20 protein-coding genes are annotated in these 23,416 nt (G+C 45.2%); 8 read left to right on the forward strand and 12 right to left on the reverse strand.

The window, feature by feature from the left end; all coding sequences use genetic code 11:
* Positions 1-199 precede the first annotated feature (199 nt).
* On the forward strand, positions 200-1,318 hold the full coding sequence (gene gcvT / locus D8S93_RS18265) for a glycine cleavage system aminomethyltransferase GcvT (protein WP_152814629.1): 1,119 nt from the start codon (positions 200-202) through the stop codon (positions 1,316-1,318).
* 131 nt (positions 1,319-1,449) lie between these two features.
* Here gcvT and vdeR read toward each other — a convergent pair whose 3' ends face one another.
* Positions 1,450-2,178, reverse strand: a complete 729-nt coding sequence (vdeR, locus tag D8S93_RS18270; protein WP_006742273.1) for an efflux transporter transcriptional repressor VdeR — start codon at positions 2,176-2,178, stop codon at positions 1,450-1,452.
* A 161-nt stretch (positions 2,179-2,339) separates the two neighbouring features.
* On the opposite strand from vdeR, the gene D8S93_RS18275 reads away from it, so the two are divergent.
* The 4 genes from D8S93_RS18275 (at position 2,340) to D8S93_RS18290 (ending at position 8,422) form a co-directional block, all read left to right on the forward strand.
* On the forward strand, positions 2,340-3,413 hold the full coding sequence (locus D8S93_RS18275) for an efflux RND transporter periplasmic adaptor subunit (protein ID WP_006742272.1): 1,074 nt from the start codon (positions 2,340-2,342) through the stop codon (positions 3,411-3,413).
* A complete protein-coding gene (locus D8S93_RS18280) occupies positions 3,413-4,474 on the forward strand; it encodes an efflux RND transporter periplasmic adaptor subunit (RefSeq protein ID WP_152814631.1) in 1,062 nt (353 codons plus the stop codon). Before D8S93_RS18275 ends, D8S93_RS18280 begins: the two co-directional genes overlap by 1 nt.
* Positions 4,474-7,533, forward strand: a complete 3,060-nt coding sequence (locus D8S93_RS18285; protein ID WP_152814633.1) for an efflux RND transporter permease subunit — start codon at positions 4,474-4,476, stop codon at positions 7,531-7,533. Before D8S93_RS18280 ends, D8S93_RS18285 begins: the two co-directional genes overlap by 1 nt.
* Positions 7,534-7,708: 175 nt before the next feature.
* A complete protein-coding gene (locus D8S93_RS18290; RefSeq protein WP_152814766.1) occupies positions 7,709-8,422 on the forward strand; it encodes a hypothetical protein in 714 nt (237 codons plus the stop codon).
* A gap of 82 nt (positions 8,423-8,504) precedes the next feature.
* Here D8S93_RS18290 and fruA read toward each other — a convergent pair whose 3' ends face one another.
* Genes fruA through fruB form a run of 3 tightly spaced genes read right to left on the reverse strand, consistent with a single transcriptional unit; the run spans position 8,505 to position 12,377 of the window.
* Positions 8,505-10,244: a PTS fructose transporter subunit IIBC gene (fruA, locus tag D8S93_RS18295; protein ID WP_152814635.1), complete on the reverse strand. Its 1,740-nt coding sequence runs from the start codon at positions 10,242-10,244 to the stop codon at positions 8,505-8,507.
* A gap of 18 nt (positions 10,245-10,262) precedes the next feature.
* Positions 10,263-11,234: a 1-phosphofructokinase gene (gene pfkB, locus D8S93_RS18300; protein ID WP_074190634.1), complete on the reverse strand. Its 972-nt coding sequence runs from the start codon at positions 11,232-11,234 to the stop codon at positions 10,263-10,265.
* Positions 11,235-11,243: 9 nt separating this feature from the next.
* Entirely contained in the window at positions 11,244-12,377 is a 1,134-nt protein-coding gene (gene fruB, locus D8S93_RS18305) for a fused PTS fructose transporter subunit IIA/HPr protein (protein WP_152814637.1), read from the reverse strand.
* A 374-nt stretch (positions 12,378-12,751) separates the two neighbouring features.
* Between fruB and cra the strand changes: the two genes are divergently transcribed.
* Positions 12,752-13,732 carry a catabolite repressor/activator gene (gene cra / locus D8S93_RS18310; protein WP_005397989.1) on the forward strand — a complete coding sequence of 327 codons (981 nt, stop codon included), beginning with the start codon at positions 12,752-12,754 and terminating at the stop codon, positions 13,730-13,732.
* Positions 13,733-13,749: 17 nt separating this feature from the next.
* Here the strand turns inward: cra and D8S93_RS18315 are convergent, their stop codons facing one another.
* Complete coding sequence (locus D8S93_RS18315; protein WP_193621644.1) at positions 13,750-14,703, reverse strand: endonuclease/exonuclease/phosphatase family protein; 954 nt, start codon at positions 14,701-14,703, stop codon at positions 13,750-13,752.
* 226 nt (positions 14,704-14,929) lie between these two features.
* Between D8S93_RS18315 and D8S93_RS18320 the strand changes: the two genes are divergently transcribed.
* Entirely contained in the window at positions 14,930-15,463 is a 534-nt protein-coding gene (locus D8S93_RS18320; protein ID WP_047008325.1) for an RNA-binding S4 domain-containing protein, read from the forward strand.
* Positions 15,464-15,566: 103 nt separating this feature from the next.
* On the opposite strand, the gene D8S93_RS18325 is transcribed toward D8S93_RS18320, so the two are convergent.
* The 7 genes from D8S93_RS18325 to D8S93_RS18355 all read right to left on the reverse strand — a co-directional run bounded on the left by D8S93_RS18325 (position 15,567) and on the right by D8S93_RS18355 (position 22,103).
* Positions 15,567-16,385 carry an EAL domain-containing protein gene (locus D8S93_RS18325; protein WP_085343694.1) on the reverse strand — a complete coding sequence of 273 codons (819 nt, stop codon included), beginning with the start codon at positions 16,383-16,385 and terminating at the stop codon, positions 15,567-15,569.
* 92 nt (positions 16,386-16,477) lie between these two features.
* Entirely contained in the window at positions 16,478-17,398 is a 921-nt protein-coding gene (locus tag D8S93_RS18330) for an amino acid ABC transporter permease (RefSeq protein WP_152814641.1), read from the reverse strand.
* Positions 17,399-17,479: 81 nt separating this feature from the next.
* On the reverse strand, positions 17,480-18,298 hold the full coding sequence (locus D8S93_RS18335; RefSeq protein WP_152814643.1) for a transporter substrate-binding domain-containing protein: 819 nt from the start codon (positions 18,296-18,298) through the stop codon (positions 17,480-17,482).
* Positions 18,299-18,307: 9 nt separating this feature from the next.
* Positions 18,308-19,105: an amino acid ABC transporter permease gene (locus tag D8S93_RS18340; protein ID WP_152814645.1), complete on the reverse strand. Its 798-nt coding sequence runs from the start codon at positions 19,103-19,105 to the stop codon at positions 18,308-18,310.
* Positions 19,105-19,839, reverse strand: a complete 735-nt coding sequence (locus tag D8S93_RS18345; RefSeq protein WP_020835258.1) for an amino acid ABC transporter ATP-binding protein — start codon at positions 19,837-19,839, stop codon at positions 19,105-19,107. Before D8S93_RS18345 ends, D8S93_RS18340 begins: the two co-directional genes overlap by 1 nt.
* Positions 19,840-20,009: 170 nt before the next feature.
* Complete coding sequence (locus tag D8S93_RS18350) at positions 20,010-20,657, reverse strand: lysoplasmalogenase (protein ID WP_104972557.1); 648 nt, start codon at positions 20,655-20,657, stop codon at positions 20,010-20,012.
* 297 nt (positions 20,658-20,954) lie between these two features.
* On the reverse strand, positions 20,955-22,103 hold the full coding sequence (locus D8S93_RS18355) for an iron-containing alcohol dehydrogenase (RefSeq protein ID WP_152814647.1): 1,149 nt from the start codon (positions 22,101-22,103) through the stop codon (positions 20,955-20,957).
* 206 nt (positions 22,104-22,309) lie between these two features.
* On the opposite strand from D8S93_RS18355, the gene D8S93_RS18360 reads away from it, so the two are divergent.
* Positions 22,310-23,191, forward strand: a complete 882-nt coding sequence (locus tag D8S93_RS18360; RefSeq protein WP_152814649.1) for an AraC family transcriptional regulator — start codon at positions 22,310-22,312, stop codon at positions 23,189-23,191.
* Positions 23,192-23,416 lie beyond the last annotated feature (225 nt).

Consider the following 23,416-nt stretch of genomic DNA (forward strand, 5'->3'; position numbering starts at 1 on the left):
ATGAAAAGGCGCTTTTTTGATGAGAACACACTCATTAAAGCGCTTTTTTTGTACGATTTGTTGTGATTAAAATGTTAAGAGTCACACTTTTGCAAGTCGATCTACGTCTTGTTCGTGCAAAATAGAATGAGCCGTGTTTATTATTGGAAACACATCGAATGCCGATAGCATTCTCGGGTCTATCTAAATGGAGACGAAAATGACTCAAGAACTACTGAAAACACCACTACACGCACTTCACGTTGAAGTTGGTGCCAAAATGGTCCCGTTCGCGGGTTACGATATGCCTGTTCAGTATCCTCTAGGCGTAAAAAAGGAACACTTACACACTCGTGATGCGGCAGGTCTGTTTGATGTTTCTCATATGGGACAACTTCGCCTACTCGGTGACGGTGCAGCTGCGTTCCTAGAAACATTAGTGCCAGTGGATATTGTGGATCTTGAGTCTGGTAAACAGCGTTATGCGTTCTTCACTAATGAAGAGGGCGGCATCATGGACGACTTGATGGTAGCTAATCTAGGCGATCATCTTTTTGTGGTTGTGAACGCGGCATGCAAAGAACAAGACATTGCACATCTACAAGCGCATTTGCCATCTGGTGTTGAGCTAGACATTATCGAAGACCGTGCTCTGCTTGCGATCCAAGGCCCTAAAGCAGCGGCTGTATTGGCGCGTTTTGCCCCAGAAGTTTCTGACATGCTGTTCATGGATATTCGTAAAGTCGATATTTTAGGCGCCGAATGCATTGTTTCTCGTAGTGGCTACACTGGCGAAGATGGTTACGAGATCTCGGTTCCTGCTGACAAGGCAGAAGATCTCGCACGTAAACTGACCGCGGAAGAGGAAGTTGAATGGATTGGCCTTGGTGCTCGTGATTCACTTCGTCTCGAGTGTGGTCTTTGCCTATACGGTCATGACCTAGACACAACAACTACACCTGTAGAAGCAAGCTTGTTATGGGGCATCCAAAAGGTTCGTCGTATCGGCGGTGAACGTGAAGGTGGTTTCCCAGGTGCGGATATTATTCTTAAGCAGATCGAGACCAAAGATGTGGCGCGCAAGCGTGTCGGTTTGGTCGGCCAAACTAAAGCACCAGTCCGTGAAGGCGCGGAATTGTTTGATGCTGATGGCGTTAAAATTGGCGTTGTCACCAGCGGCACTGCGGGTCCAAATGCAGGTAAGCCTGTCTCAATGGGTTATGTGCGTGCTGATCTTGCTGCGATTGGTACCGAATTGTTCGCTGAAGTACGCGGAAAAATGCTACCAATGACGGTTGAGAAAATGCCGTTTGTACCGCAACGTTACTACCGCGGTTAGGTTACTCATTATTGTCATTCTTCGCGTATTCGCGAGGCAAGAAACAAGCAAAAATGCCGAGCTTTCTAGCTCGGCATTTTTATGTATATCGGTTTTATATACGCTTGGAAGTTATCGTAGTTTCTGCAGCCTTATCCGACCGCTTTGTCGATTGTACAACACATGTCGATAACGATATCTTCAAGTTTTTCCGGATGAATCATGTCTTCTTTTGCAATCCCAAACTGAGACGCCATGATCGTATTGAACAGCTCCCAATGTTTGATCAGCATTTTTTCGCGATTATCAGCGATGTCAGGCCATGTCTCTTGCATCATCGGAGTAAGACTGATTGCACCATGTGCAAAAATCAACATCTGCCACTTTGATTCCCACTGATCAAATTGGGCGTTAGGGTTTTCACTGTTGTACTGCTCAAAAATTCCGGTAAATATCGCAGCAAACTCATCTTTTGACTTTAAGAAATACTGCAGCAGGGCACCATCATCGCCTTGGCGAATAGCATCAGCGATCATCTGTACTGGGTGAGGATTAACGAGCGCAAATGCCAGCATGCGAACCATGAACAGATAAATTTTTCTATTCGAAGGTGTGTTCTCAGGCATCTCATTGATTAATTCAGCCATATAGCACTGCATGAATTCATCCATCGCGTCGCTAACCGCTTGCCAAATCTTCTCTTTGCTGCCGAAGTGGTGACGGATCAAACTATGTGAAACACCAGCCTTTTCACTGATATTGCGCAGTGAGACACGCTCGTAACCAAGTTCACAAAACATATCTGCTGCCACCTTAAGGATCAGACACTTAGTTTGTTCTGCGGCTTCAGCACTTCTACGCCCCTGCTTTCTTTCATTCATAGTTCGAATTTTCCCGAATATTGATCAACGCGCTTACTTTTACCAGAAACCGGACGCTTTGACTAATTAATTTGCTTTCCACCTGGAAAATATGTTGATCAATTTCAAATTCTGCATATACTGCACGACTGTGTAATATATAAAACCTACGGAGAAAGCGGGTGCGAAAACAATATTTAAAGCGCACTTTAGTTGGTGCTGTGGTGACATTAAGTCTCTCTGGCATGCTAACTGGGTGTAACAAAGCCATTTCCGAGCCGTCTGAACCTTTAATCAAACCTGTAAAATTACTGGCGGTGAAAGATCTAGAAGTTGAAGACTCGCATGCCTTTTTAGCGCGTATTGATGCGACACATCGCGCACAGCTTTCTTTTCAGGTGGGTGGTGAGGTCGATGAATTACTTGTTCGCATGGGCCAAGAGGTAAAAAAAGGTGAAGTGCTTGCAACGTTAGACCCAAAAGATCTTCAGCTTGCGTTAGACGCCTCTCAAGCACAATTCGCGTTAGCAAAAACGCAATGGGAGCGCGCGAAAAACCTTTATGGAAAAAAGCTGATTAGTACAGATGAGTACGACCAGAAAGAAACTCAATATAAAGCGGCATTGGCAAACTACGAACAAGCCAAAACAGATTTGAGTTATACCAAGATTCACGCACCTTTTGATGGCATCGTGTCATACACCTATGTCAACCCGTTTCAAGTGGTCGCAGAGAAGCAAGAGATCCTGAATCTTATCGATAACACGACCTTAGATGTGTCGTTCACACTGCCAGTAAGTTATGCGGAATCTGTATCACTTGAGTCACTGCAAAACTCCGATATGTGGGTGACGATGGATAGCGAGCCAGGAAAACGTATCCCTGGAAAATTTAAAGAAATTTCGACTCAGCCAAATATCGATACCAACAGTTATGAGGCGATCGTAACCATCACTCGACCAGAAGATCGCAATTTGCTAACAGGTATGACAGGGCAGGTGCACATAGCTAAACAACATCTATCGGACGCGATGACGTTGCCTCAATCTGCTTGGGTAAACAAAAAAGAGACGCAAGGCGAAGTGTGGGTAATGGACAGAAACACACAGCAAGTTAATAAAGTCACTGTGTCTCTTGATGCCTCTGGAGGTGTGAAAGCAGGGCTTGATAACAATGATTACGTTGTTGTTGCTGGCGTTGAGCGACTGGTCGAAGGACAAGTCGTGAAAGCTTGGGTTCGTGAGGGAGGCATTTAATGAAACGATCTCTATTTACGATCTCTGCAATTGCGCTTGCAGTTTTAACGGGTTGCAAAAATGAAAACCAAGCTGTCGTCGAGCAGCCGCTTTTTGTGTCGACTATCTCTGTGGATGCGCCGGTACAAAGCCAATATCGAGCTTTTAAAGGAATAGTTGTACCAGCAGAGCAAACACCTATGGCATTCCGCCGCGCCGGAGAAATTCAACACGTGTTGGTGAAAGCGGGCGACGTTGTTAAGCAAGGCCAAATGATCGCAAAGCTAGATGACAGTAAAGAAAAGCAAGCCGTAAATGACGCAGAAGCGCAATATACACTGGCGATTCGTCAGCTCAAACGCGGTGAAGGCCTACACGCACGTCAGATGATCTCAAAAGCCGAGCTTGACGAGCTAACAGCTAATAAAGAGTTGGCAGAGGCTAATTTCTATAACGCCACCAATCAATTGAACTACACCCGTTTATTCGCCCCGTTTGCCGGTAAAGTGTCGGACGTTTTCAAAGAGCGTTTTGAACGTGTGGCAGTTGGGGAGCCGGTGTTGAACCTATATCAAAACGATTTGGTGTACGTGCGTATTGAGCTTTCCGACAATGTTCTCGCTATGGTGGACCCAAATTCAGACAACATGAGTTACAAGCCTAGAGCAACCTTCTCCGGCATTAGTGACACATTTGCTTTGGACTATTTAGAGCACACAAGTGAGCCTAACTCCGAAACTCAAACTTACGAAATGTATTTGACGATGCCACAGCCAAAAGCAGAGATTCTACCGGGAACCAGCGTCAGTGTTCTGGTCGATATGGTTAAGGCGGGGATTACCTCCATCGATGGTTACAGTATTCCAGTAACGGCGCTTCAAGCGGGCAGCGAAGAGAATGAGTTCTTTGTATGGAAAAAAGAGGGTGACGTTGTCACTCGGGTGCCTGTGATGATTTCCCAAGTGAATGGCAACGGAGCCATTGTGTCGTCAGGAGTTAAGCAAGGCGACGTTCTGATTAATTCAAACCTACGTAAATTACGTGAAGGTAAACATGTGGATGTTGTGGAGAATAAACAATAATGAACATTGCTGAGTACTCAATAAAAAATAAAGTCATCAGCTGGTTGTTTATTATTATCCTTGCTGTTGGTGGTCTAACGTCGTTTTTGGAGCTTGGGCGACTAGAAGACCCGGCATTTACGATTAAAGATGCCATGATCATTTCAACATACCCTGGCGCGACGTCGAAAGAGGTTGAAGAAGAGCTGACGTATCCTTTAGAAAAAGAGATTCGAAAGCTTCCTTACATAGACAAAATTACCTCTACGTCTTCTGATGGTATGTCTCAAATCACGGTCAGTATGGAAATGGACTATGGTCCTGATGAACTGCCGCAAATTTGGGATGAAATGCGCCGTAAAATTAATGACTTGCGACCAACTTTGCCTCAGGGCGTACAATCTTTGCAGATCATTGATGATTTCGGTGACGTTTATGGCGTGATGTTAATGCTCACTGGTGACGATTACGACTATGTAGAGCTGAAACGTTATGCGGATTACTTGACCCGTGAAATCGAGCTGGTAGATGGCGTAGGAAAAGTGGATATCACGGGCGATCAACAAGAAATGCTGTTTGTTGAGATCTCTCTTGACCGCCTTGCCGCGCTGAACTTAGACATGAATGTGGTTGCGAGCTTGTTGAACCAACAAAATAATGTGGTTTCAGCAGGGGAAGTGATGGTCAATGGCGAAAGCCTTGTCATTCGTCCAAGTGGCACCTTAAACACCGTAGAAGCGCTAGAAAACTTGATCATTCATGGTCGTGACACAGGGAACCTAATTCGTCTAAAAGACGTAGCAACGATTTCTCGTGGTATCCAAGAGAAGCCAAGCAACGTCGTACTCTTTAACGGTCAAAAAGCGATTAATATCGGTATCTCGTTTGCGTCAGGTGTGAACGTGGTTGAGGTTGGCGAACGTTTGGATGCGGAGCTTGCGAGCCTTGAGTCTATCAAGCCTGCTGGCATCGATATGAACTACTTTTACAACCAAGCCAATGAAGTGGATGAGTCCGTTAAAGCGTTCGTAATTAGCCTAGCAGAGGCAGTGGCGATCGTTATCATCGTTCTGCTGTTTACGATGGGCTTACGCAGTGGTGTCATCATTGGCGTCGTGCTGTTATTGACGGTGTTCGGTACCTTCATCTTGATGAATTACAACAATATCGAGCTGCACCGTATTTCTCTTGGCGCGTTAATTATTGCTCTGGGTATGCTGGTTGATAACGCGATTGTGGTCGTGGAAGGCATCTTGGTTGGCCTAAAAAAAGGGCGCACTAAAGTTCAAGCGGCCGTCGATATTGTAAAGCAAACACAATGGCCTTTGCTTGGCGCAACCATCATTGCGATTACGGCTTTTGCACCTATCGGTTTGTCGCAAGATGCAACGGGTGAATTCATGGGCTCTCTATTCTGGGTGCTGTGTTTCTCACTATTTTTGAGCTGGATTACCGCTATTACGCTGACGCCATTCCTCGCAGATCTATTGTTGAAAGAAGAGGACAAGAGCCAAGATACTAACGAAGAAGATCCCTACAAAGGTTGGCTGTTTGTTGTATTTGGCGCATCGTTGAAATTCGCACTGCGATTCCGTTGGCTAACGGTTGCTGGCATGGTCGCGCTATTAGTGGGTGCTGTCGTGGCATTTGGTAATGTAAAACAGCAGTTCTTCCCACCATCGAACACGCCGATGTTTTACGTTGATATGTGGATGCCAGAAGGTACGGACATCCGCGAAACGATCAAAAAAGCTGAAGAGGTCGAAAGCTACATTCGTCAGCAAGATGATATTGACTTTGTTTCTGCTTCAATTGGGCAGGGTTTGCAGCGTTTCGCTCTGACTTACCAGCCAGAGAAAAGCTACGAAGCGTACGCCCAGTTCCAAGTTCGCGCCACTGATCGTGAGAGCATGTTCGGTTTGTTGCACAAGTTAGATGCGAATCTGGCGGAGACGTTTGATGCACCGACATTTCAATTTAAATTGATGGAATTTGGCCCTTCACCAGCGTCTAAGATCGAAGCGCGTATTACTGGTCCCGATCCGCAAGTTTTACGTGATTTAGCGGTGCAAGTTGAAGACATCCTTCATACCGACCCTGGTGCCCGAAACATTCGTCACGATTGGCGAGAGCGTACTAAGGAGCTTGTGCCTGTTTTCAATGAGTCTAAAGCTCGTCGCTTGGGCATTTCGAAAGAAGATCTTTCAAGCACACTACAAATGGCGTTTGGTGGTAGCACGTTGGGTTACTTACGCGATGGTACACACACTTTGCCAATTATGACGCGCCTTCCTGAAGAAGAACGCGTGGACTTTGAATCACTACAGAACGTGACCATTTGGAGCCCATCACTGCAAACGTATATTCCGGTCGACCAAGTGATTGATGGCGTTAAATTGGATTGGAGCGAGCCGCTAATTCAGCGTCGTGACCGCAAGCGCACATTAACTGTGCTTGCTGACCACGATGTGTTGAGCGACGACACGGCGGCAAGCTTGTTTGCGCGTGTGCAGCCTAAAGTGATGGCACTGCATATTCCAGAAGGTTACGAAATCACATGGGGTGGTGAGTATGAATCATCGAAAGATGCGCAAGAAGGTCTGTTTGGTTCGTTGCCGATGGGTTACTTGTTGATGTTCATCATTACTATTTTGCTGTTTAACTCAATTAAAAAGCCGTTGGTCATTTGGTTCACCGTGCCGTTGGCGATCATTGGTGTTGCCTTTGGTTTGCTTACCACTAATATGCCGTTCAGCTTTACAGCATTCCTTGGTTTGCTGAGCCTAAGTGGCATGATTTTGAAAAACGGTATTGTGTTGCTTGATCAAATTAACCTTGAGTTGGAATCAGGGAAAGAGCCTTACCTCGCGATTGTCGATAGTGCGATCAGTCGTGTTCGTCCGGTAAGTATGGCTGCTCTGACGACCATCTTGGGGATGATTCCACTCGTCTTCGATGCCTTCTTTGGATCGATGGCAATAACGATTATGGCAGGTCTTGGTTTTGCTACAGTACTGACACTGATTGTAGTGCCAGTGATGTTTGCGATTCTGTTTAGGGTAAAACCGACCACTGCATAGGGACTCCTGGCTATTTGCCAGCTTCCTGCCTAGCCCTGAAGGTTTTCTTCAGGGCTTTTTTGATCTTACCAATGTACACCAACCCATTCATTTACTTGATTCTAATGATTTTCTTACGAATGCAATGCAAATCATGCGTATACTGATGGAACGATACATCAAAGAGCGAGATAACATGAACAAGCGCGTATTACACGGACTCTTCTTCGTCGGTTCTTTCACCTTGGTCGGCTGTACTACGACAGACAGTATGACTACAGAAGAGGCTAAGCAAGCCGTTCCTAAAATCAACAGCGTTAGCACTGAAGTCATCTCCAACTGGATTGATAACAAGGTTTTAGCGCCTGAAGGGCTTTCACTCGAACAAGACAATCTACGTTATATATCGGGTAGCGCCGACTTAAACAGCGATGGCAATGCAGAACACATTGTATTGCTACAAGACCGTTATTTCTGTGGCAGCGGTGGCTGTGCAGCTTATATGTTTGATAACGAGGGGAACGTTATCAATCGAATGTCTGTCACTCGCACGCCTATTGTACTTGCAGATAGTTACAGCAATGGCTGGCAAGATTTTATCGTTTGGAGTAATGGCTCATATCGACTCATGAGTTACAACGGTGAATCTTACCCGAGTAACCCTTCTTTGGAGCCAAAGGTGGAGCGTGACTCAAACCAGCAGGCGGCAATTGCGAATGTAATGGCGACAGAGCTTTATCAGCAAGATGGCTATGACATTATGCCCGCTGATTCGAAAACTTTGTGGACGCCGGCCAATGTATACCACTTCACCTTTAAACATTACGGTGATCCGCATAGTACTTATAAAGCTACCGTGGATATGAACAGTGGGGAAGTAGACATTGTTGCCGTTCCGGCTGCGGAATAAAAAACACCTCCCTTAACCGGAATTAAAGGGAGGTGCTGAATGCCAAATTCGAGGGTGGCATTGTTAAGCGGAGTAATTCTGTTTAAGCCGCGACTTCTTGTTTGGCTTCTGCTTTGCTTTTTAAGAAAGCGTAAGTAAAGCCAGTTACTGCTGTACCAGCTGCGATAGCCACTAAGTACATTAACACTGGTGAAATGGCGTTAGGGATTAACAGTACGAACAGACCGCCGTGTGGTGCCATTAATTTTGCACCGAACAGCATAGATAGGGCACCAGTAAGCGCGCCACCTGCCATACAAGATGGAATCACACGCATTGGATCTTTGGCGGCAAATGGAATTGCGCCTTCAGAGATGAAACACAGGCCCAATACAAAAGATGCTTTACCTGCCTCACGTTCATTTTGTTCAAATTTGTTCTTCGCAATGAAGGTCGCTAAACCCATACCTAGCGCAGGAACCATACCAGCTGCCATGATTGCTGCCATTGGCGCGTAAGTTTGCGAAGCCAATAGACCGACGCCAAATGCGTAAGCGGCTTTGTTTACTGGGCCACCTAGGTCGAAACACATCATCGCACCAAGGATAATACCTAGCAGAACTGCACTGTCAGATCCCATGTTGTTTAGGAAGTCAGTCAGGCCGTTCATGATGCCTGAAACTGGGCCACCTACGATGTATATCATCACAAGGCCTGTGAACAGTGTGGCCACAAATGGAATGATCAGAATTGGTTTAAGCGCTTCCATCGATTGTGGGAGTTTTACTTTGTCCGCAAGGAGCTTCGCTGCATAACCGGCAATGAAGCCAGCTGCGATACCTCCTAGGAAACCAGCACCCGTTGAACTTGCTAGCATACCGCCAACAAGACCAGGAGCCAGACCCGGACGGTCAGCAATTGAGAACGCGATGTAACCCGCAAGAACAGGAATCATCAATGCGAATGCAGAGCCACCACCAATGTTCATCAACGCTGCTGCTAGCGTGCCTTCTTCTTTAAATGCTTCAATACCAAACACGAACGATAGAGCGATGATCAAACCACCAGCGACAACCACAGGCAGCATGTGCGATACCCCTGTCATCAAGTGTTTGTAAGCGCCTTTCTTCTCGTCTGCTGCCGAAGCAGAATTTGCAGAACCTGAATGTTGGTAAATCGTGGCTTGCTCGAATGCTTTGTCCATCTCTTCGGCTGTTTTCTTCAGAGCTGGGCCTGTTTTCGTGCGGTACATCTTTTTGCCGTTGAAGCGATCAAGTGGCACTTCGATATCGGCAGCAATGATCACTAGATCAGCGTCTGCGATGTCTTGATCTGTCAGTTGGTTTTTCGCACCAACTGAACCACGAGTTTCCACCTTGATTTGATGGCCACGGCGTTTGCCTTCTTCTTCTAGCGCTTCTGCTGCCATAAAGGTATGCGCAACGCCAGTAGGACAAGCGGTGATTGCGACAATTTTCTTCGCTGCTGATGTTGCTTCAGCAGTGATAGGGGCTGCAAGTGTGGTTGTTTTTTCAAGTAAAGTGGCGTTTTCAACCGCTTGCTGAAGAAACGCAGTTGCGTCTTTTGCTACTTCGCTGATTTCCGCTTGGTAAACCTTTTTCCCTACGAAACGAGAAGTATCCAGGCTAGTATTTGCCGCAATGATAATGACTTCTGCTTGTTCAACGTCAGCTTCCGTCAGCAGGGTAGGTTCAACCACACTTGATTGACATTCGATTTTTGCATTCCAGGTTAATTTTGCGGCTGCTTGTTCTAGTAACCCTGCCGCAAGGATGCTATTTGCAACACCGCTCGGACAGGCAGTAATAATGGCAATATTCATACGATAACCTTCTGTTCCTTAGTTTTGTTCTAAGTTTGTAATAGGGTAAAGCTCGCTAACTTCAGTTTGCTGCTTGATGTTCTCCAGTTCTTCCTGACTGGTTAGCCCTACGCCGACTTGACTAACTGCCAAGGCAGAAAGTGCTGTAGCGAAGCGCAATAAATCGTTTTTCGGCATCAGTTGCATGTGGCCCCAACACAAGCCAGCAACTAGCGTATCGCCTGCGCCAACGGTGCTTACCACATTCATTCGAGGGGGTTGTGCACGAAGCCATTTGCCTTGGTTTAGCCACATCACACCGTCAGCGCCCATCGACACAACAATGTTCTCGATGCCTTTGTCACTCAGTGTTTGCGCGGCGGCTTGGCATTGTTCTGGTGTTTCTAGGTGTTCGCCAACAAAATCACCAAGCTCTTCATCGTTAGGCTTAATCAACCATGGGTGAGCCTCAATACCTGATTTCAATGCGGCTTTACTGCTGTCGAACAACACCTTTTTGCCTTGTTGATGCAGTGTTTTTATCCACGCAGCACATTGTTCGGCGGTTACGCCTCCAGGTAAGCTACCCGCAAGCACAAAGTAATCGTGAGTCTCTGCGAGACGGAATAGCGTCTCCTCAAAGCGAGCAATTTCGTCAGCCGTTACTTGAACACCAGGGAAGTTAATGTCACTAACGTTGCCACTAGCCTCAACGAGCTTGACGTTGATACGAGTGGCACCTTGTACTTCTACAAACTCATTCTTGACGCCGATGTCATTGAAAAGCTGATGGAATAGCTCAGGGTTATCTTTACCGAGAAAGCCGGTAACCGTGACATCTGCGCCTAAATCGCTCAACACTTTTGCTACGTTGACACCTTTACCTGCAGCATGGAGATTGCTTTGCTGCACTAGGCTCACGGAACCAACGTTTAGCTCATTTACTGAACCTGTTAAATCCAATGCCGGGTTGAGCGTAATAGTGACAACTTTACTTGTTTTGTTCGTCATATCGGCTCCTTAACCTTCACCAAGGCCAGAAGCGATAGCATTCCCGATAGACTCCAAGGCTTGCGGTGCATCAGGGCCTTCCGCAGTAAATTGAAGTTGATGACCGTGCTTAACGCCAAGCGCAATGACTTTCATTAGGCTCTTCGCGTTTACTGTTTTGCCATCACCGTCTAGGTTGGCAACGCGAATGGTGGATTCAAATTTTTTCGCTTCCGCCACTAACATTGCACCCGGACGAGCATGTAAACCATGAGAGTTTTTGATTTTAAATACAGCGGTATTGCCTTCTTCTGAAGATGCGGCTGTGACTTCTTCACCTTTAAACAAAGCAAGAATCTGTTCTACTGATGCATCTAAAAGCTTGCCGTGCTCATTGTTAAACACAATATGAGAAAGCGTTTTTAGGATAGGCTGGTGAGCATTGTTACATGCCGCAAACGCGACAAGTGCACGCACTTTTTGACCTTCATATTCGCAGTCGTTTGCCGTCGAGACAAATGACACGCCTGTGCGAGTTACATGTTTGTCACTGCCAATTAACCAAAGGCCATTACCTAAGTGAGTTGGTGTTTTGGTAACGAGATCTGCGACGAACTCGTTATCAGCACAGCCCGTGTTTTTCAAAAGACCACCAGCAACAGCACTCATTTGTAGCATATCGCTCGCAGGGAACATAAGTTGAATTAAAGAGGCGTCAAAGTCTGCTTCAAGCTGAACATCACCGTGGAGCAGGGCAATAATCTCGTCTTCATTTTTTGCATTACGTAGGCGTTCTTCTACGCCGTCAGCGCCTAGCACTTTCGTTAGCTGTTTAAGAATGCCAAGGTGCTCATCAGATTTAGCTGCAATGCCGATAGCGACGAACACAGTATTGCCATCACCCCAGTCGACACCTTGTGGGAAGTGATGCACAGCAACACCCGTTGTTTTCACCATTGCACGAGTGTCGGTTGTACCGTGCGGGATGGCAATACCGTTCCCCAAAAACGTAGAGTTTTGGTTTTCACGGTTTAGCATGCCTTCCACGTAACCGTGCTCAACTAGGCCTTTGTCTGTCAGGCTTTGCGCAATATTCTTGATTGCTGCAAACTTATCTGTCGCTGATTGCGAGAGGGTAATGTCGTTCTTATTTAGCTTAAGCATGGTGCTTCTCCAGCCTTAAGGTATCAATTTAAAAATGTATTCTGTGTGAGAAGTTGAAAGCTGCTTCTGCTGAGCGCTTATCACTCCTCAAACCATTCTATTTTTCAAGCTAAATCGATTCAGCTTATTGGTAAATTTTTTAAAAGACTCAGAAAAACTATTTTAAAAACTGACGTTAACAAATGAGTCTTTGGCGCTGTCCTATAGCCTAGCTCACAAATTGGTTTGTTGTGTATTCGGGTGATTTACGTCAATTTTTAAGTTTTGCTGAATCCTTTCAGCTTTTATACTGAATCGGTTCAGCTTATAATTCAACTTATCGAAAGATCGTTGATGTATTAATATGATCGCGCGCACAGAATAAGGTTTAGAATATGACACTGGATGAAATAGCCAAATTAGCGGGTGTTTCTAAGACAACTGCAAGCTATGTGATTAACGGAAAAGCGCAGAAATACCGCATCAGCGAGAAGACTCAGAAGAAAGTGATGGCCGTTGTAGAGGAATACAATTATAAGCCAGATCATGCGGCGTCTTCTTTGCGAGCAGGTAATTCACGCTCATTTGGGCTTATCATCCCAGACTTAGAAAACACCAGTTATGCGCGTCTTGCAAAACTGATTGAACAAAACTCGCGTAAAGCAGGGTACCAAATTTTAATTGGCTGCTCTGATGATGATCCTGATACAGAGCAAAAGGTGGCGGAAGCGTTAGTCAGTCGTCGCATTGATGCGTTATTTGTGGCAAGTGGTATGCCCACTGCAAACGAGTATTATCTTAAGTTGCAAAATTCTGGTACGCCAGTTATCGCGCTAGACCGCCCAATGGATGATGAGCACTTTTGTTGTGTCATCAGCGAAGATTTTGACGCCGCACTTGAACTCACTCAGTCAGTACTGTCCGAGGATATAAAGTCCATAGGCTTGATTGGAGCGTTGCAAGACCTTCAAGTTTCAAAAGAGCGTGAGCTCGGTTTTCTATCCGCTTCTCAACAAGGTGGCAAAACGGCAACAGTGGGTTATGGACAACACTTCTCCCGAGAAGAAGGCAAGAAAGTCTTAGAGAGGTGGCTAGCAGAGAACGAGCTGCCAGATGCCATTGTCACAACGTCATACACACTGTTAGAAGGTGTGTTGGATGTGATGCTCGAAAAGCCAGAACTCATGAGCAAAGTTCGCCTAGCGACGTTTGGTGATAATCGACTGCTGGACTTCTTGCCAGTGAAAATCAACTCTTTACCTCAACAATTTGAGTTGATCGCGGACAGTGCAATGGAGTTAGCGCTCAACGCTTCCGCCAAACGTTACAAGCCTGGCGTAGAACTTATCCCGCGTAAAATCGTTAAACGCCACTAAGTTACTAAATAGGTTACTCAAAGCTTTACTTCAGCCGTCAGCGCCACAAATGCGTGGTCGCTGGCGTTTTTATCTCTGTCATAAATCGGGTTGATCAGATGTTGGTTAGACACCTGATAATCAACAACCTCGGCAACCGATATATCTGATAAGGTGTCAAACTCTTGAGAGAGCAAGATATAGTCGAGCACATTCCCAGTGGAAAAATGATAATGCGTAGCGGGGCGTTCATCCTTCAGAGCGTCACTTTGTAATGACCATCCATCTTTGAGTTGCAACTCAGTGACGCTGTCACCAGTATTGGCTACCAATGCGCTATTAACACTGGTTGGAGTGATAGGTTGATTCATATCGCCCATTAACACCGTTGGCATTGGCTCCTTTCTATACCTTTTTTGCATCGCGTCTCTTAACATCGCAGCTTCCCAACCTCTTTGCTGGGTGGATAACCAGCGCCCAATAATCGTGCTAGACGTTTCTGGTTGTTCTGAGTCGGCTGGGCGTTGAGATTTTAAGTGCGTTACGTAAACGGCGATATGGCCGAGTACAGGATGTATCACTTGCGCATAGATAGGTTTGCGACTGAACTCTGGAGCAACATTCACTCCAAAAGGCTCAAGTGTTGCTAAGTCAAACTCTACCGCTTGTACTTTTTCGATTGGAAACCGAGATGCGATTGCCACAACAGGGCTTGAGTAAATGTACTCATCCTCTACATGTGGGGTGTCAACGGTCGCAAAGTAGGGGTAGCCGATGGTTGAAAAGAATGCCTGAGTCTTCTCGATACTGAACACCTCTTGTAAGCCAATCACGTCAGCTTCGAGTTTTTCAATTTGGCGTTGCGTCCAAGCAAGTTTGTCTTGCCATTGCTCTACCGAGTAGATGTTTTCGAAATCATAGTAGGCATCAGGAGGTGCGACAAAATTAAACAAGTTAGCCGTGACAAAGGTAATTCTGCTTGGTTGAGACAAAGTATTCGCTCTTTTCAACAATAACTTGAAGAGTATATACCTTCAGGCTGCGTAATTGCAGCTTCGTTTGAACCAAGCCTCGACATACAAGCTAACGAGCAGCAAGTTAAATGGGTTAAGAGGTGCTCAAATGCCAAGGCTAATCGGTGATTGAGCATCGGCAGAGGTTTCTATTTTTAAGCATTGCGTTTAAACTTCAGGGCATCAAATAGTAAGAGTAAGTAACATGACCCAAGATTACGACCACGAAGAGTATTTAGAAGGCGAAGAGATTGAGATCGAAGCGATTGGCATTGATGTTGATGCGCATCCGATCGAACTGTACAAGCTTTTTAAAATCGCGAACTTGGTCAGCGGTGGCGGCGAAGCAAAGCATATCATCGAAGAAGGTTACGTCGCGGTGAATGGTGAGCTAGAAACACGTAAGCGCCGCAAGATGTATGATGGTGACTTTTTTGAGTTTAACCAGGAATATTATGTTGTGGTTTGCGATGCGCCAGTAACTGAACCTGAAACGGCAGAGCAAAAAGCGGAAAAGAAAGCGAAGAAAGAAGCGCAATCTGCACGTAAAGAGAAATCTCGCCAAAGCAAGCCAGCTAAAGGCTCTGGACCTAAGTCAACAGGCCGAAAAGCAGCGCATAAAGAACGTAAAGCACAACAAAACGCTCTGTCGCAATCGGCGAAGAAAGGTAAGAATGCTGAAAAGCCGCAAGCGACTCGTGATCCGAAGAGCGGACGTAACTCTATTGACTTTTTCTAAGCAAATTAATACCTAGCTAGGCATGTCATCGCCAAGCAAAACCCAAAAGCGCCGAGTATATATCGGCGCTTTTTTGGTTTTACTGTATCGTAAGGGGGCAGTGTCAATGCACTGTCGTCTCAATGTTTAGGCTATCGGTCCAGTGATGAATGGCGCAAGGCTTACCTAAGTAAAAGCCTTGGTAATAATCCAAATCAAGTTGATACATCGCTTGCAGCTGCACGTCTTCTTCTACCCCTTCTATGATCACTTTTGCTCCCATATGAGCCGCGAGCTCAACGGCGCTATGTATGGAAAAGGTTTCTCCGGCGCAGTAATCAAGTAGATAGGAGCGATCGATTTTTATGATGTCAGGGCAGAGCTGCTGAACACGTGCGATATCAGAATGTTGAGCGCCAAAATCATCGATAGCAAAGATAAAACCATTCGCTTTCATTAACTGTACGGCTTTGATCAGTAAATCAGTATCACCGCATGACTCTTCGACTACTTCAAACACCACGTCTGATGGGCTCATACCAAGTTCGGAAAGGCGCTTGTAAAGCAGGCCGTTGTCTTTAAAGCCCATGTCTTTGGTTAGGGTGAGTAGGGTTTGAGGCATGACATTGAGAAACAGTTTGATAGGCGTTCCTGCGAAACAGCGTGCAAAATTTCGAATGTGCATTGCTCTGGATAAAAACTCAACACACAATCGAAAGTAGGGATCGAGGCCATTGTTGGCCAGAAATACATCAGGACGAATTAACGAACCATCAATGCCACGAATTCGCAGTAGAGCTTCCATTCCAATAATACGCTGGTGCTTATCAAAAATCGGCTGATAAACACTGTGAAAAGTGAATTGATTGAGAACTACGTAATATTCACCAAGATTATCTTGCTTAATGTATCGCTCGTAGTCCGATTGATTCTTTAACTCCATGAAAAACGCCGAAAATTTAGCATCTTTTCAATGTAACAGGATGCAATTCTGATTTGAAGATTCAAATGTGTCTAATTACATATACAGTTGAGTTAATTTGAAATGGATTCCGATTTTGCTTCAATGTAGCGAAAAATAAGTGACAACCCGAAACAAATCAAAAAGTAAGCAAGGCCGACAATGAGCCAAATTTCAAAGATATACCCTGATGAATTTGCCATTTCGGTACCAACAAACGTCATTTCTTGTATCGAGATCAGTGAAACGATAGAGGTGTCTTTCACTAGAGAGATGGTTTGACCTGCAAGTGCTGGGGTGATGACTTTGAGCACTTGCGGCGCGATAACGAATCGGTACTTCACCCATCGAGACAAGCCCAATGAATCCGCCGCTTCCCACTGACCTTGGTCGATACTTTGTAAACCACCGCGCACAACTTCTGCAATGTAGGCAGAAGAAAGTAAGCCGACACATAACACGCCAGAGACAAGGTTTTCCCAAAGGTTCGAAGGCCCAAACAGAAAGCGCTGTAGCGCATTTGGTTCGCCGTTGTAGTTTCGTAGAAGATCTTCCAAACCGAGTAACGGGATCAATTGGTTAGAAATGAAAAAGTAGAAAATAAAAACAAACACCAACGGAGGGATGTTTCTCACTAACTGGATAAACGCATTGGCAGGTGTGCGCAACCAAACGGAACGAGAGAAGCGTGCTAAGCCTAACAAAGTGCCAAACACTAATGCGAAGCTGATGCCCCAAATACTGAGCCTTAACGTCGAAATCAAACCTTGTAAGAAGTAGGGCAAACCACCATCTGCTCTAGGCGTGAAAAGTAATTCAAGCGCCTCTTTCCACTGCCACAAATAATGCATACCAACAGCGGACCGATGGTACAGCCAAACACCACCGATACCGCACATAACAAGTAGTACCCAGTCTAGTGTGTTTAATCGAGGTAAAAGGTAGCCTGTGCTGGATTTCGCGGGTGCTGTGCGAGTGGTGGTTTGTTCGCCCAAAAATTTGACTCCGATAGATGATGAAAAAGTAAAATGGATGATTGGAAAGTATAGGCTCGCGAAGACCACGAGCCATTTAGATTACTGGCCTTGCGCGACTTGATCTTGCCAATCTAATGTCGAGAACCAGTATTCATAACGCTGTTTTAACCATCCATCTTGGGTTCTTGCTTCAATCCATTTATTGAAAAAGGCTTTTTTATCTTCTTCCCCCAAGCGAACCGCAAAGGCTTCGTTACCTTTTGAGAGTCGCTCGGAGAATGGAAGGAATAGTTTGTCGCTGTGTTTCACTGTCTCATGCTCTGGTTTTGGGCTAGAAGCGATGACCGCATGGGCGTTACCATTCAGCACCTCTTGGAACGCTTGAGCGTCATCATCAAATTGCAGAATCTTCGCTTTCGGGAAGGTTTCTCTGGCTACTTGAACGGTGAACGCACCGCGACGAGCCGCTATTTTTACGCGTCGTGAGTCAAAATCGGAGAATTCGCTAAAACCTGAAGCCAGCTCTTTGTTCGCTGCCACTTGAACTCCAGAGTGCGAGTAGGGCTCAGTAAACAACACGCTTTTGGAACGCTCAGGCGTGACCGACATGCCACCGATGATCACGTCGAACTTTTTCGCCAGTAGTGCGGGAATAATGCCATCCCATGCAGTCGGTACAAATTCCACTTTCAAACCTGAATCTTGTGCTAAGCGTTTGGCCACATCGATTTCAAAACCGATTAACTCACCTTGCTTGTTGCGCATTGCCCAAGGGACAAATGTTGACATACCAACGCGCAAAGTACCTCGTTCCTTGATTTGATCTACGTTGGGTGTGGCAACATCTTCTTTCGCGATTGTAGGCATAGCGATGGCTAGCCCTAATAATGCAGCAATGGTCGCTTTGAATAACTTCATGTTATCTCCTTATAATTTGCGCCAACTGGCTCCGAGTTTGTGTTCTAGCCATGCAGACAAGCCAGAAAGTGATAGAGTGAGAGCAAGATAAATTGCTGCCACGGTAAACCAAATTTCAAACGGCATCGCCGTCTCAGAGACGATGTTGCGTGCCTGTGTTGTTAAATCAAAAATCGCCATCACGCTTACAATGGAAGAGTTTTTGATCAAAGAAACCACTTCATTTGTCAATGGCGGTAATGTGCGCTGTAAAACCTGAGGCAAAATCACGTCTTTGTAAGTGTAAAACGGTGATAACCCGAGTGTTTGTCCTGCTTCGAATTGCCCTTGAGGAATACTGTTTAAACCTGCGCGGAATATTTCTGCAGTGTAAGCACCTTGGAAAAGGGACAAAGCCAAAACGGCGGTGCTGAATCGGTCCAAACTAATCACGGGGCCAAACACGAAGTAGAGCAAATAGATTTGCACCAACAACGGCGTGTTACGTATTACCTCGACATAAGTGGTGCCAATAACATTGCCGACTTTCGAATCGCTAAGCCTTAGTAATGCGGTGACCAACCCCAACACTAAGGTGAAGAATAGACTAATGGCCGAGATGTTAAGCGTGACCAATAGCCCATCGATAAGTTCGGCGGGCCACCATTCGCCATCTTCATAAAAAGCGATGTAATCAGGTACGCGTTCCCATTGCCATTGATAGCCCATAGCATCGGCACCAGAGTCTAACACCCACACAATCGCGATGAAGAGGAGCGTCATTTGTAGTAAAGCTTGAAGCACAGGTTTGATTACGCGAACTATCATCAGTAACTTAAAATTTGGTTCAAAAATGCTTGGGTTCGTGGATGCTGTGGTGTTTCAAATAAGGCGATCGGTGAGTTCATTTCCACGATTTGGCCTTCATCCATAAATACCACGCGGTTCGCTACTTTTTTGGCAAATCCCATTTCGTGCGTGACGCAAATCATCGTCATTCCGCTTTGTGCCAGCTCAACCATGACATCCAACACTTCATTGATCATTTCCGGATCAAGTGCCGAAGTTGGTTCGTCAAAGAGGAGTAAGTCCGGTTCCATGCATAAGGAGCGGGCAATCGCGACGCGTTGCTGCTGACCGCCAGAAAGCTGGATAGGGTATTTACTCGCTTGCTCTTCAATGTTGACTCGCTTTAGGTAATGTCGTGCGCGTTTTTCAGCTTCTTGTTTTGACAATTTGAGTGTGCGAATCGGCGCTAAGGTGAGGTTTTCCAGTACAGTCAAATGAGGAAAAAGGTGGAAGTGCTGGAACACCATGCCGATTTTACCGGGCTTGAGAGATTTTGCGTGAGAAGGCTGGTCGAATACATGAAGTTGGCCTTCTTGAATCGATTCAAGATGGTTGATGCAACGAATGAGCGTTGATTTTCCTGAACCAGAAGGGCCACACACCACGACGATCTCGCCAGAATGCACGGAGAAGTTGATATCTTTTAGAGCGTGGTAATCGCCATACCACTTGTTTACGTTGCTAAATTCAACAACAGGAGTGTTCTCTTTCAAAGGGGCACGCTATAAAGGAAAAATATCCTTCTACAATAGCAAGTTGTGCGCATTATTTCATTAAGAACAAGCTTATATTCAGGTTCTAAGATTAAGAACCTGCTCACTTTAGTGTTTGATAAAGTAATGTTTTAAGAATTAGGCACAAAAGCTATTACTAATAAGTCAGTTCAACTGAGATACGGATAACGAACAACGATGGCAACAACGGACATTACCATCAATGTTTGTGCGGAATAGTAGGTCACCATGACGACTTGTCGCGAAAATACGGATCGTCCCCCGAAGCGTTCAAAAGCTAAGACGGTACCAGAAACGATGAAGATAAAGCTTCCGAGCACTGCAAACGAGGACGATTGTGTTTTTCCACTCAAATAATACTCGATAGCAGCCCAACACATGGTCATCAATACCAATATGTAGCTGGCAACCGGGAGCTTTTCTTGACCAAGGTCCGGTCGAAACAACCAATAGAAACACACACCGAGTCCAAATAAAGCAATAGGGAGCCAAGGCGTAAAATGCCAAGCGGACATGATGGTAAAACCGTAGCTATAGGAAAGATGGGCAGAGCAGAAGAGCACTAATCCGGTAATAAACTTATCTCTAGGGAGCATTAATAGTAGATCACCAAGCAACGAGAGCGATAAACCAACCAAAATCCAATGCGTATATGGCATATGATAGGCAGGAGACTGGATTAAAATTCCTAACATACAGAGCACTGGTAATGGTTTGGATACGTAGAAGACCCACTTAGGACCTTTACGGATACTGATGATATGTATGAATGCTAATACGACAACAACTAGCCACATAAAATGGATTCTCGAACAGACAAGCTAATGTAGTGGATAACTACAACAAATAAAAGGTCCATTAAGTGAGTAAGTTAGACCTTTGAATTCAATTTTATTTTTTGTTTGTGTAAAGCTGGACAGTTGTCTCTTTACTGACCTACACGATCAATGAGTTTGTAGGGATTAATCGTTATTTTGAGGAGTTCCCGAATTTGAACGTGATGAAGCTTACAAAATAGCATAAAAAAACGGTATTGTGACCGTTAAGTCACAATACCGTTAAACCCTAGAAAGGGCAGTGAACCGTTTTTGCTGTTAGGCAACAGCGAGTTCTAAAATTTCACGACTACGTTCAAGAGTAATCGCTTGGTTTTCACCGAGAACGGTCATTCCGTGTTTATTGAGTTGTTCGATGATGGCATCGATCGCTTGTTCACGACTTTCACCATAGTTTTCTAGCTTAGTTGCGACATCAAGTTGATGATAAAACGCTTCGATCGCTTCGATGGTACGTTCAGCAAGATCGTCTCCAGCTTCAAGTCCAAATACGTTGCGACCCATTTGCTCTAGCTTAGGACGTTTAAATTGCATTTGGTTGCGAAGTAGCGATGGTTGGACGATAGCAAGAGAACGTGCGTGATCGACGCCCCATAGAGCCGTTAATTCATGGCCGATCATATGTGTCGCCCAGTCTTGTGGAACGCCACTACCAATTAACCCGTTCAATGCTTGGTTAGCAGACCACATTAGGTTTGCGCGCCACATATCGTCGTCTCGCTCGGCAAACTGTTCTCCGAGTATTTTTAAGGTTTTCAGCAGTGTTTCTGCATAGCCATCTTGAACCATTGCGCCGGTAGGAAGCGTCAAGTATTGCTCACATACGTGCACCCATGCGTCAACAATGCCGTTGATAAGCTGGCGTTCTGGCAATGTTTTCATTACATCCGGGTCTAACACAGCAAATTTAGGCTGTACAGCTGGAGACATGAACGGAAGTTTGTCTTGAGTTTCTTTTTTAGTGATAACTGCGCCCATGTTTGACTCTGAGCCTGTTGCTGGCAGTGTCAAAATTGCAGCTAGAGGCGTCGCTTCAGTGACTTGGTGTTTACCAATCATGATATCCCAGCCATCACCATCATACTTAGATGCTGCTGCTACGTATTTAGAGCCATCAATGACTGAACCACCACCTACAGCAAGAATAAAGTCAACACCATGTTCTTTTACCATTGCGACCGCTTTATCGAGCGTTTCTTTGGTTGGGTTGGGTTCAACACCAGAAAACTCTAGCCATTCATGTCCCTCTAGTGCTTCTGAGACTTGGTCGTACACGCCATTTTTTTTAATTGAGCCACCGCCGTATACCACTAAAACTTTTTGGTCGGATGGGATAGCTTCTTTGATTGCAGCGATTTGTTTTTGACCAAAGAAAATCTTGGTTGGGTTTACATAAGAAAAGTTCATTATTAGACCTCTTGCTTCCAGTAAAGGAGATTGAATACGTGCATATTAGTCCTGATTAACGTTCGTTAACAGGTCGATTTCTGCAAATAATTTGCCTATTTCTACAAAATTAATGCTCTTGAACTAGAAAGTTAAAGTTGAGAGGAAGTATAGTGCTCACAATAATAATAGAGACCAAACTCGTTGGTCATTGATGGAGCGCTCTAATGCACACTCTCGCAGATATCATGCAGCAATATGTTGAAAAGCAGGGACTGCATGACTTAGAAGGTATGAAGAAAACCGCAATAGATGGCGTATGGTTTTATCGCAGTAGCAAAGGAAATCATCGACAGCCGTTTGTCTATCAGTCTGGCATTATTGTTTTAGGTCAAGGACATAAGAACATTCATATTGGTGATACACCTGTCCAATATGGGCCCGATGATTACCTTGTCGTAGGAGTTCCCATGCCCCTGGAGTGCGAAGCGTTTGCGACAAACAATGAGCCTTTACTTGGCATCTCGATAGATATTTCGCCAACGCTTCTTCATAAGCTCGTTAAAAAACTTGAGGCTGAGAAATTCAGTAATAAGTGTCTGGATGCTACCCGTTGCGGCCTTAAATCGGTACACATGAGCGAAGGTATGCTGGATGCATGCAAGCGACTAATGAGCGCGTTGTGTAATAAGCTGGATGTTGTCATGCTCGGTGATCTACTTCTTGAGGAAATTGTTTATCGCACTTTGGTAAGCAAAGAAGGGTATGTTTTATTTGACTTAGCACACCAAGAAGGCTCTTACGCGAGGGTCGCTAAAGCACTGAATCGTGTTCATCAAGCGTACCATGAACAGTTGAGCGTACAAACATTGGCAGAAGAAGCCAATATGAGTGTGTCTGCTTTCCATCAAGCTTTTCGCAATGTCACGCTTGAATCTCCGTTGCAATACATTAAGAAAGTTCGACTTAATAAAGCGCGCGAGTTAATCCAGTTGGAGGGGCGACGTGTTAATGATGCCGCGAGACTGGTCGGGTACACGAGCCCATCACAGTTTAGTCGCGAGTACAAGCGACATTTTAATGAAACGCCAAGGTCAACAAAGGCTTAGTGATCTTTATTTCAAAATAACGACTTTTTTTGCCTTTTTTATTAATTTGCGAGTGACATATTTATTTGATTTATAAAATTAGTTACTGGTGCCAAATAATAGGTACGTTGTTGCAAGCATTTAGTGGATTGTTGTGAGGCGGTGTGGAAAACTCGTAAATAGATAGTGTGAAATCACCAACTTGTACTTAAGTTATTTTACGTCGAAATAAAAGTATAAGTGCGC

It is taken from the genome of Vibrio sp. VGrn 2 (assembly GCF_009361695.1).
GTDB classification, from domain to species: domain Bacteria; phylum Pseudomonadota; class Gammaproteobacteria; order Enterobacterales; family Vibrionaceae; genus Vibrio; species Vibrio diabolicus.

What these genes read in the sequence shown, in the direction of transcription:
- D8S93_RS18280 (WP_152814631.1), top strand. Translation starts at nt 3,413, where the DNA reads ATGAAACGATCTCTATTTACGATCTCTGCAATTGCGCTTGCAGTTTTA.
- gcvT (WP_152814629.1), top strand. Translation starts at nt 200, where the DNA reads ATGACTCAAGAACTACTGAAAACACCACTACACGCACTTCACGTTGAA.
- D8S93_RS18355 (WP_152814647.1), bottom strand. Translation starts at nt 22,103, where the DNA reads ATGAACTTTTCTTATGTAAACCCAACCAAGATTTTCTTTGGTCAAAAA.
- D8S93_RS18360 (WP_152814649.1), top strand. Translation starts at nt 22,310, where the DNA reads ATGCACACTCTCGCAGATATCATGCAGCAATATGTTGAAAAGCAGGGA.
- D8S93_RS18340 (WP_152814645.1), bottom strand. Translation starts at nt 19,105, where the DNA reads ATGATAGTTCGCGTAATCAAACCTGTGCTTCAAGCTTTACTACAAATG.
- vdeR (WP_006742273.1), bottom strand. Translation starts at nt 2,178, where the DNA reads ATGAATGAAAGAAAGCAGGGGCGTAGAAGTGCTGAAGCCGCAGAACAA.
- fruA (WP_152814635.1), bottom strand. Translation starts at nt 10,244, where the DNA reads ATGAATATTGCCATTATTACTGCCTGTCCGAGCGGTGTTGCAAATAGC.
- cra (WP_005397989.1), top strand. Translation starts at nt 12,752, where the DNA reads ATGACACTGGATGAAATAGCCAAATTAGCGGGTGTTTCTAAGACAACT.
- D8S93_RS18325 (WP_085343694.1), bottom strand. Translation starts at nt 16,385, where the DNA reads ATGGAGTTAAAGAATCAATCGGACTACGAGCGATACATTAAGCAAGAT.
- D8S93_RS18285 (WP_152814633.1), top strand. Translation starts at nt 4,474, where the DNA reads ATGAACATTGCTGAGTACTCAATAAAAAATAAAGTCATCAGCTGGTTG.
- D8S93_RS18350 (WP_104972557.1), bottom strand. Translation starts at nt 20,657, where the DNA reads ATGTGGCTAGTTGTTGTCGTATTAGCATTCATACATATCATCAGTATC.
- D8S93_RS18290 (WP_152814766.1), top strand. Translation starts at nt 7,709, where the DNA reads ATGAACAAGCGCGTATTACACGGACTCTTCTTCGTCGGTTCTTTCACC.
- D8S93_RS18320 (WP_047008325.1), top strand. Translation starts at nt 14,930, where the DNA reads ATGACCCAAGATTACGACCACGAAGAGTATTTAGAAGGCGAAGAGATT.
- pfkB (WP_074190634.1), bottom strand. Translation starts at nt 11,234, where the DNA reads ATGACGAACAAAACAAGTAAAGTTGTCACTATTACGCTCAACCCGGCA.
- fruB (WP_152814637.1), bottom strand. Translation starts at nt 12,377, where the DNA reads ATGCTTAAGCTAAATAAGAACGACATTACCCTCTCGCAATCAGCGACA.
- D8S93_RS18335 (WP_152814643.1), bottom strand. Translation starts at nt 18,298, where the DNA reads ATGAAGTTATTCAAAGCGACCATTGCTGCATTATTAGGGCTAGCCATC.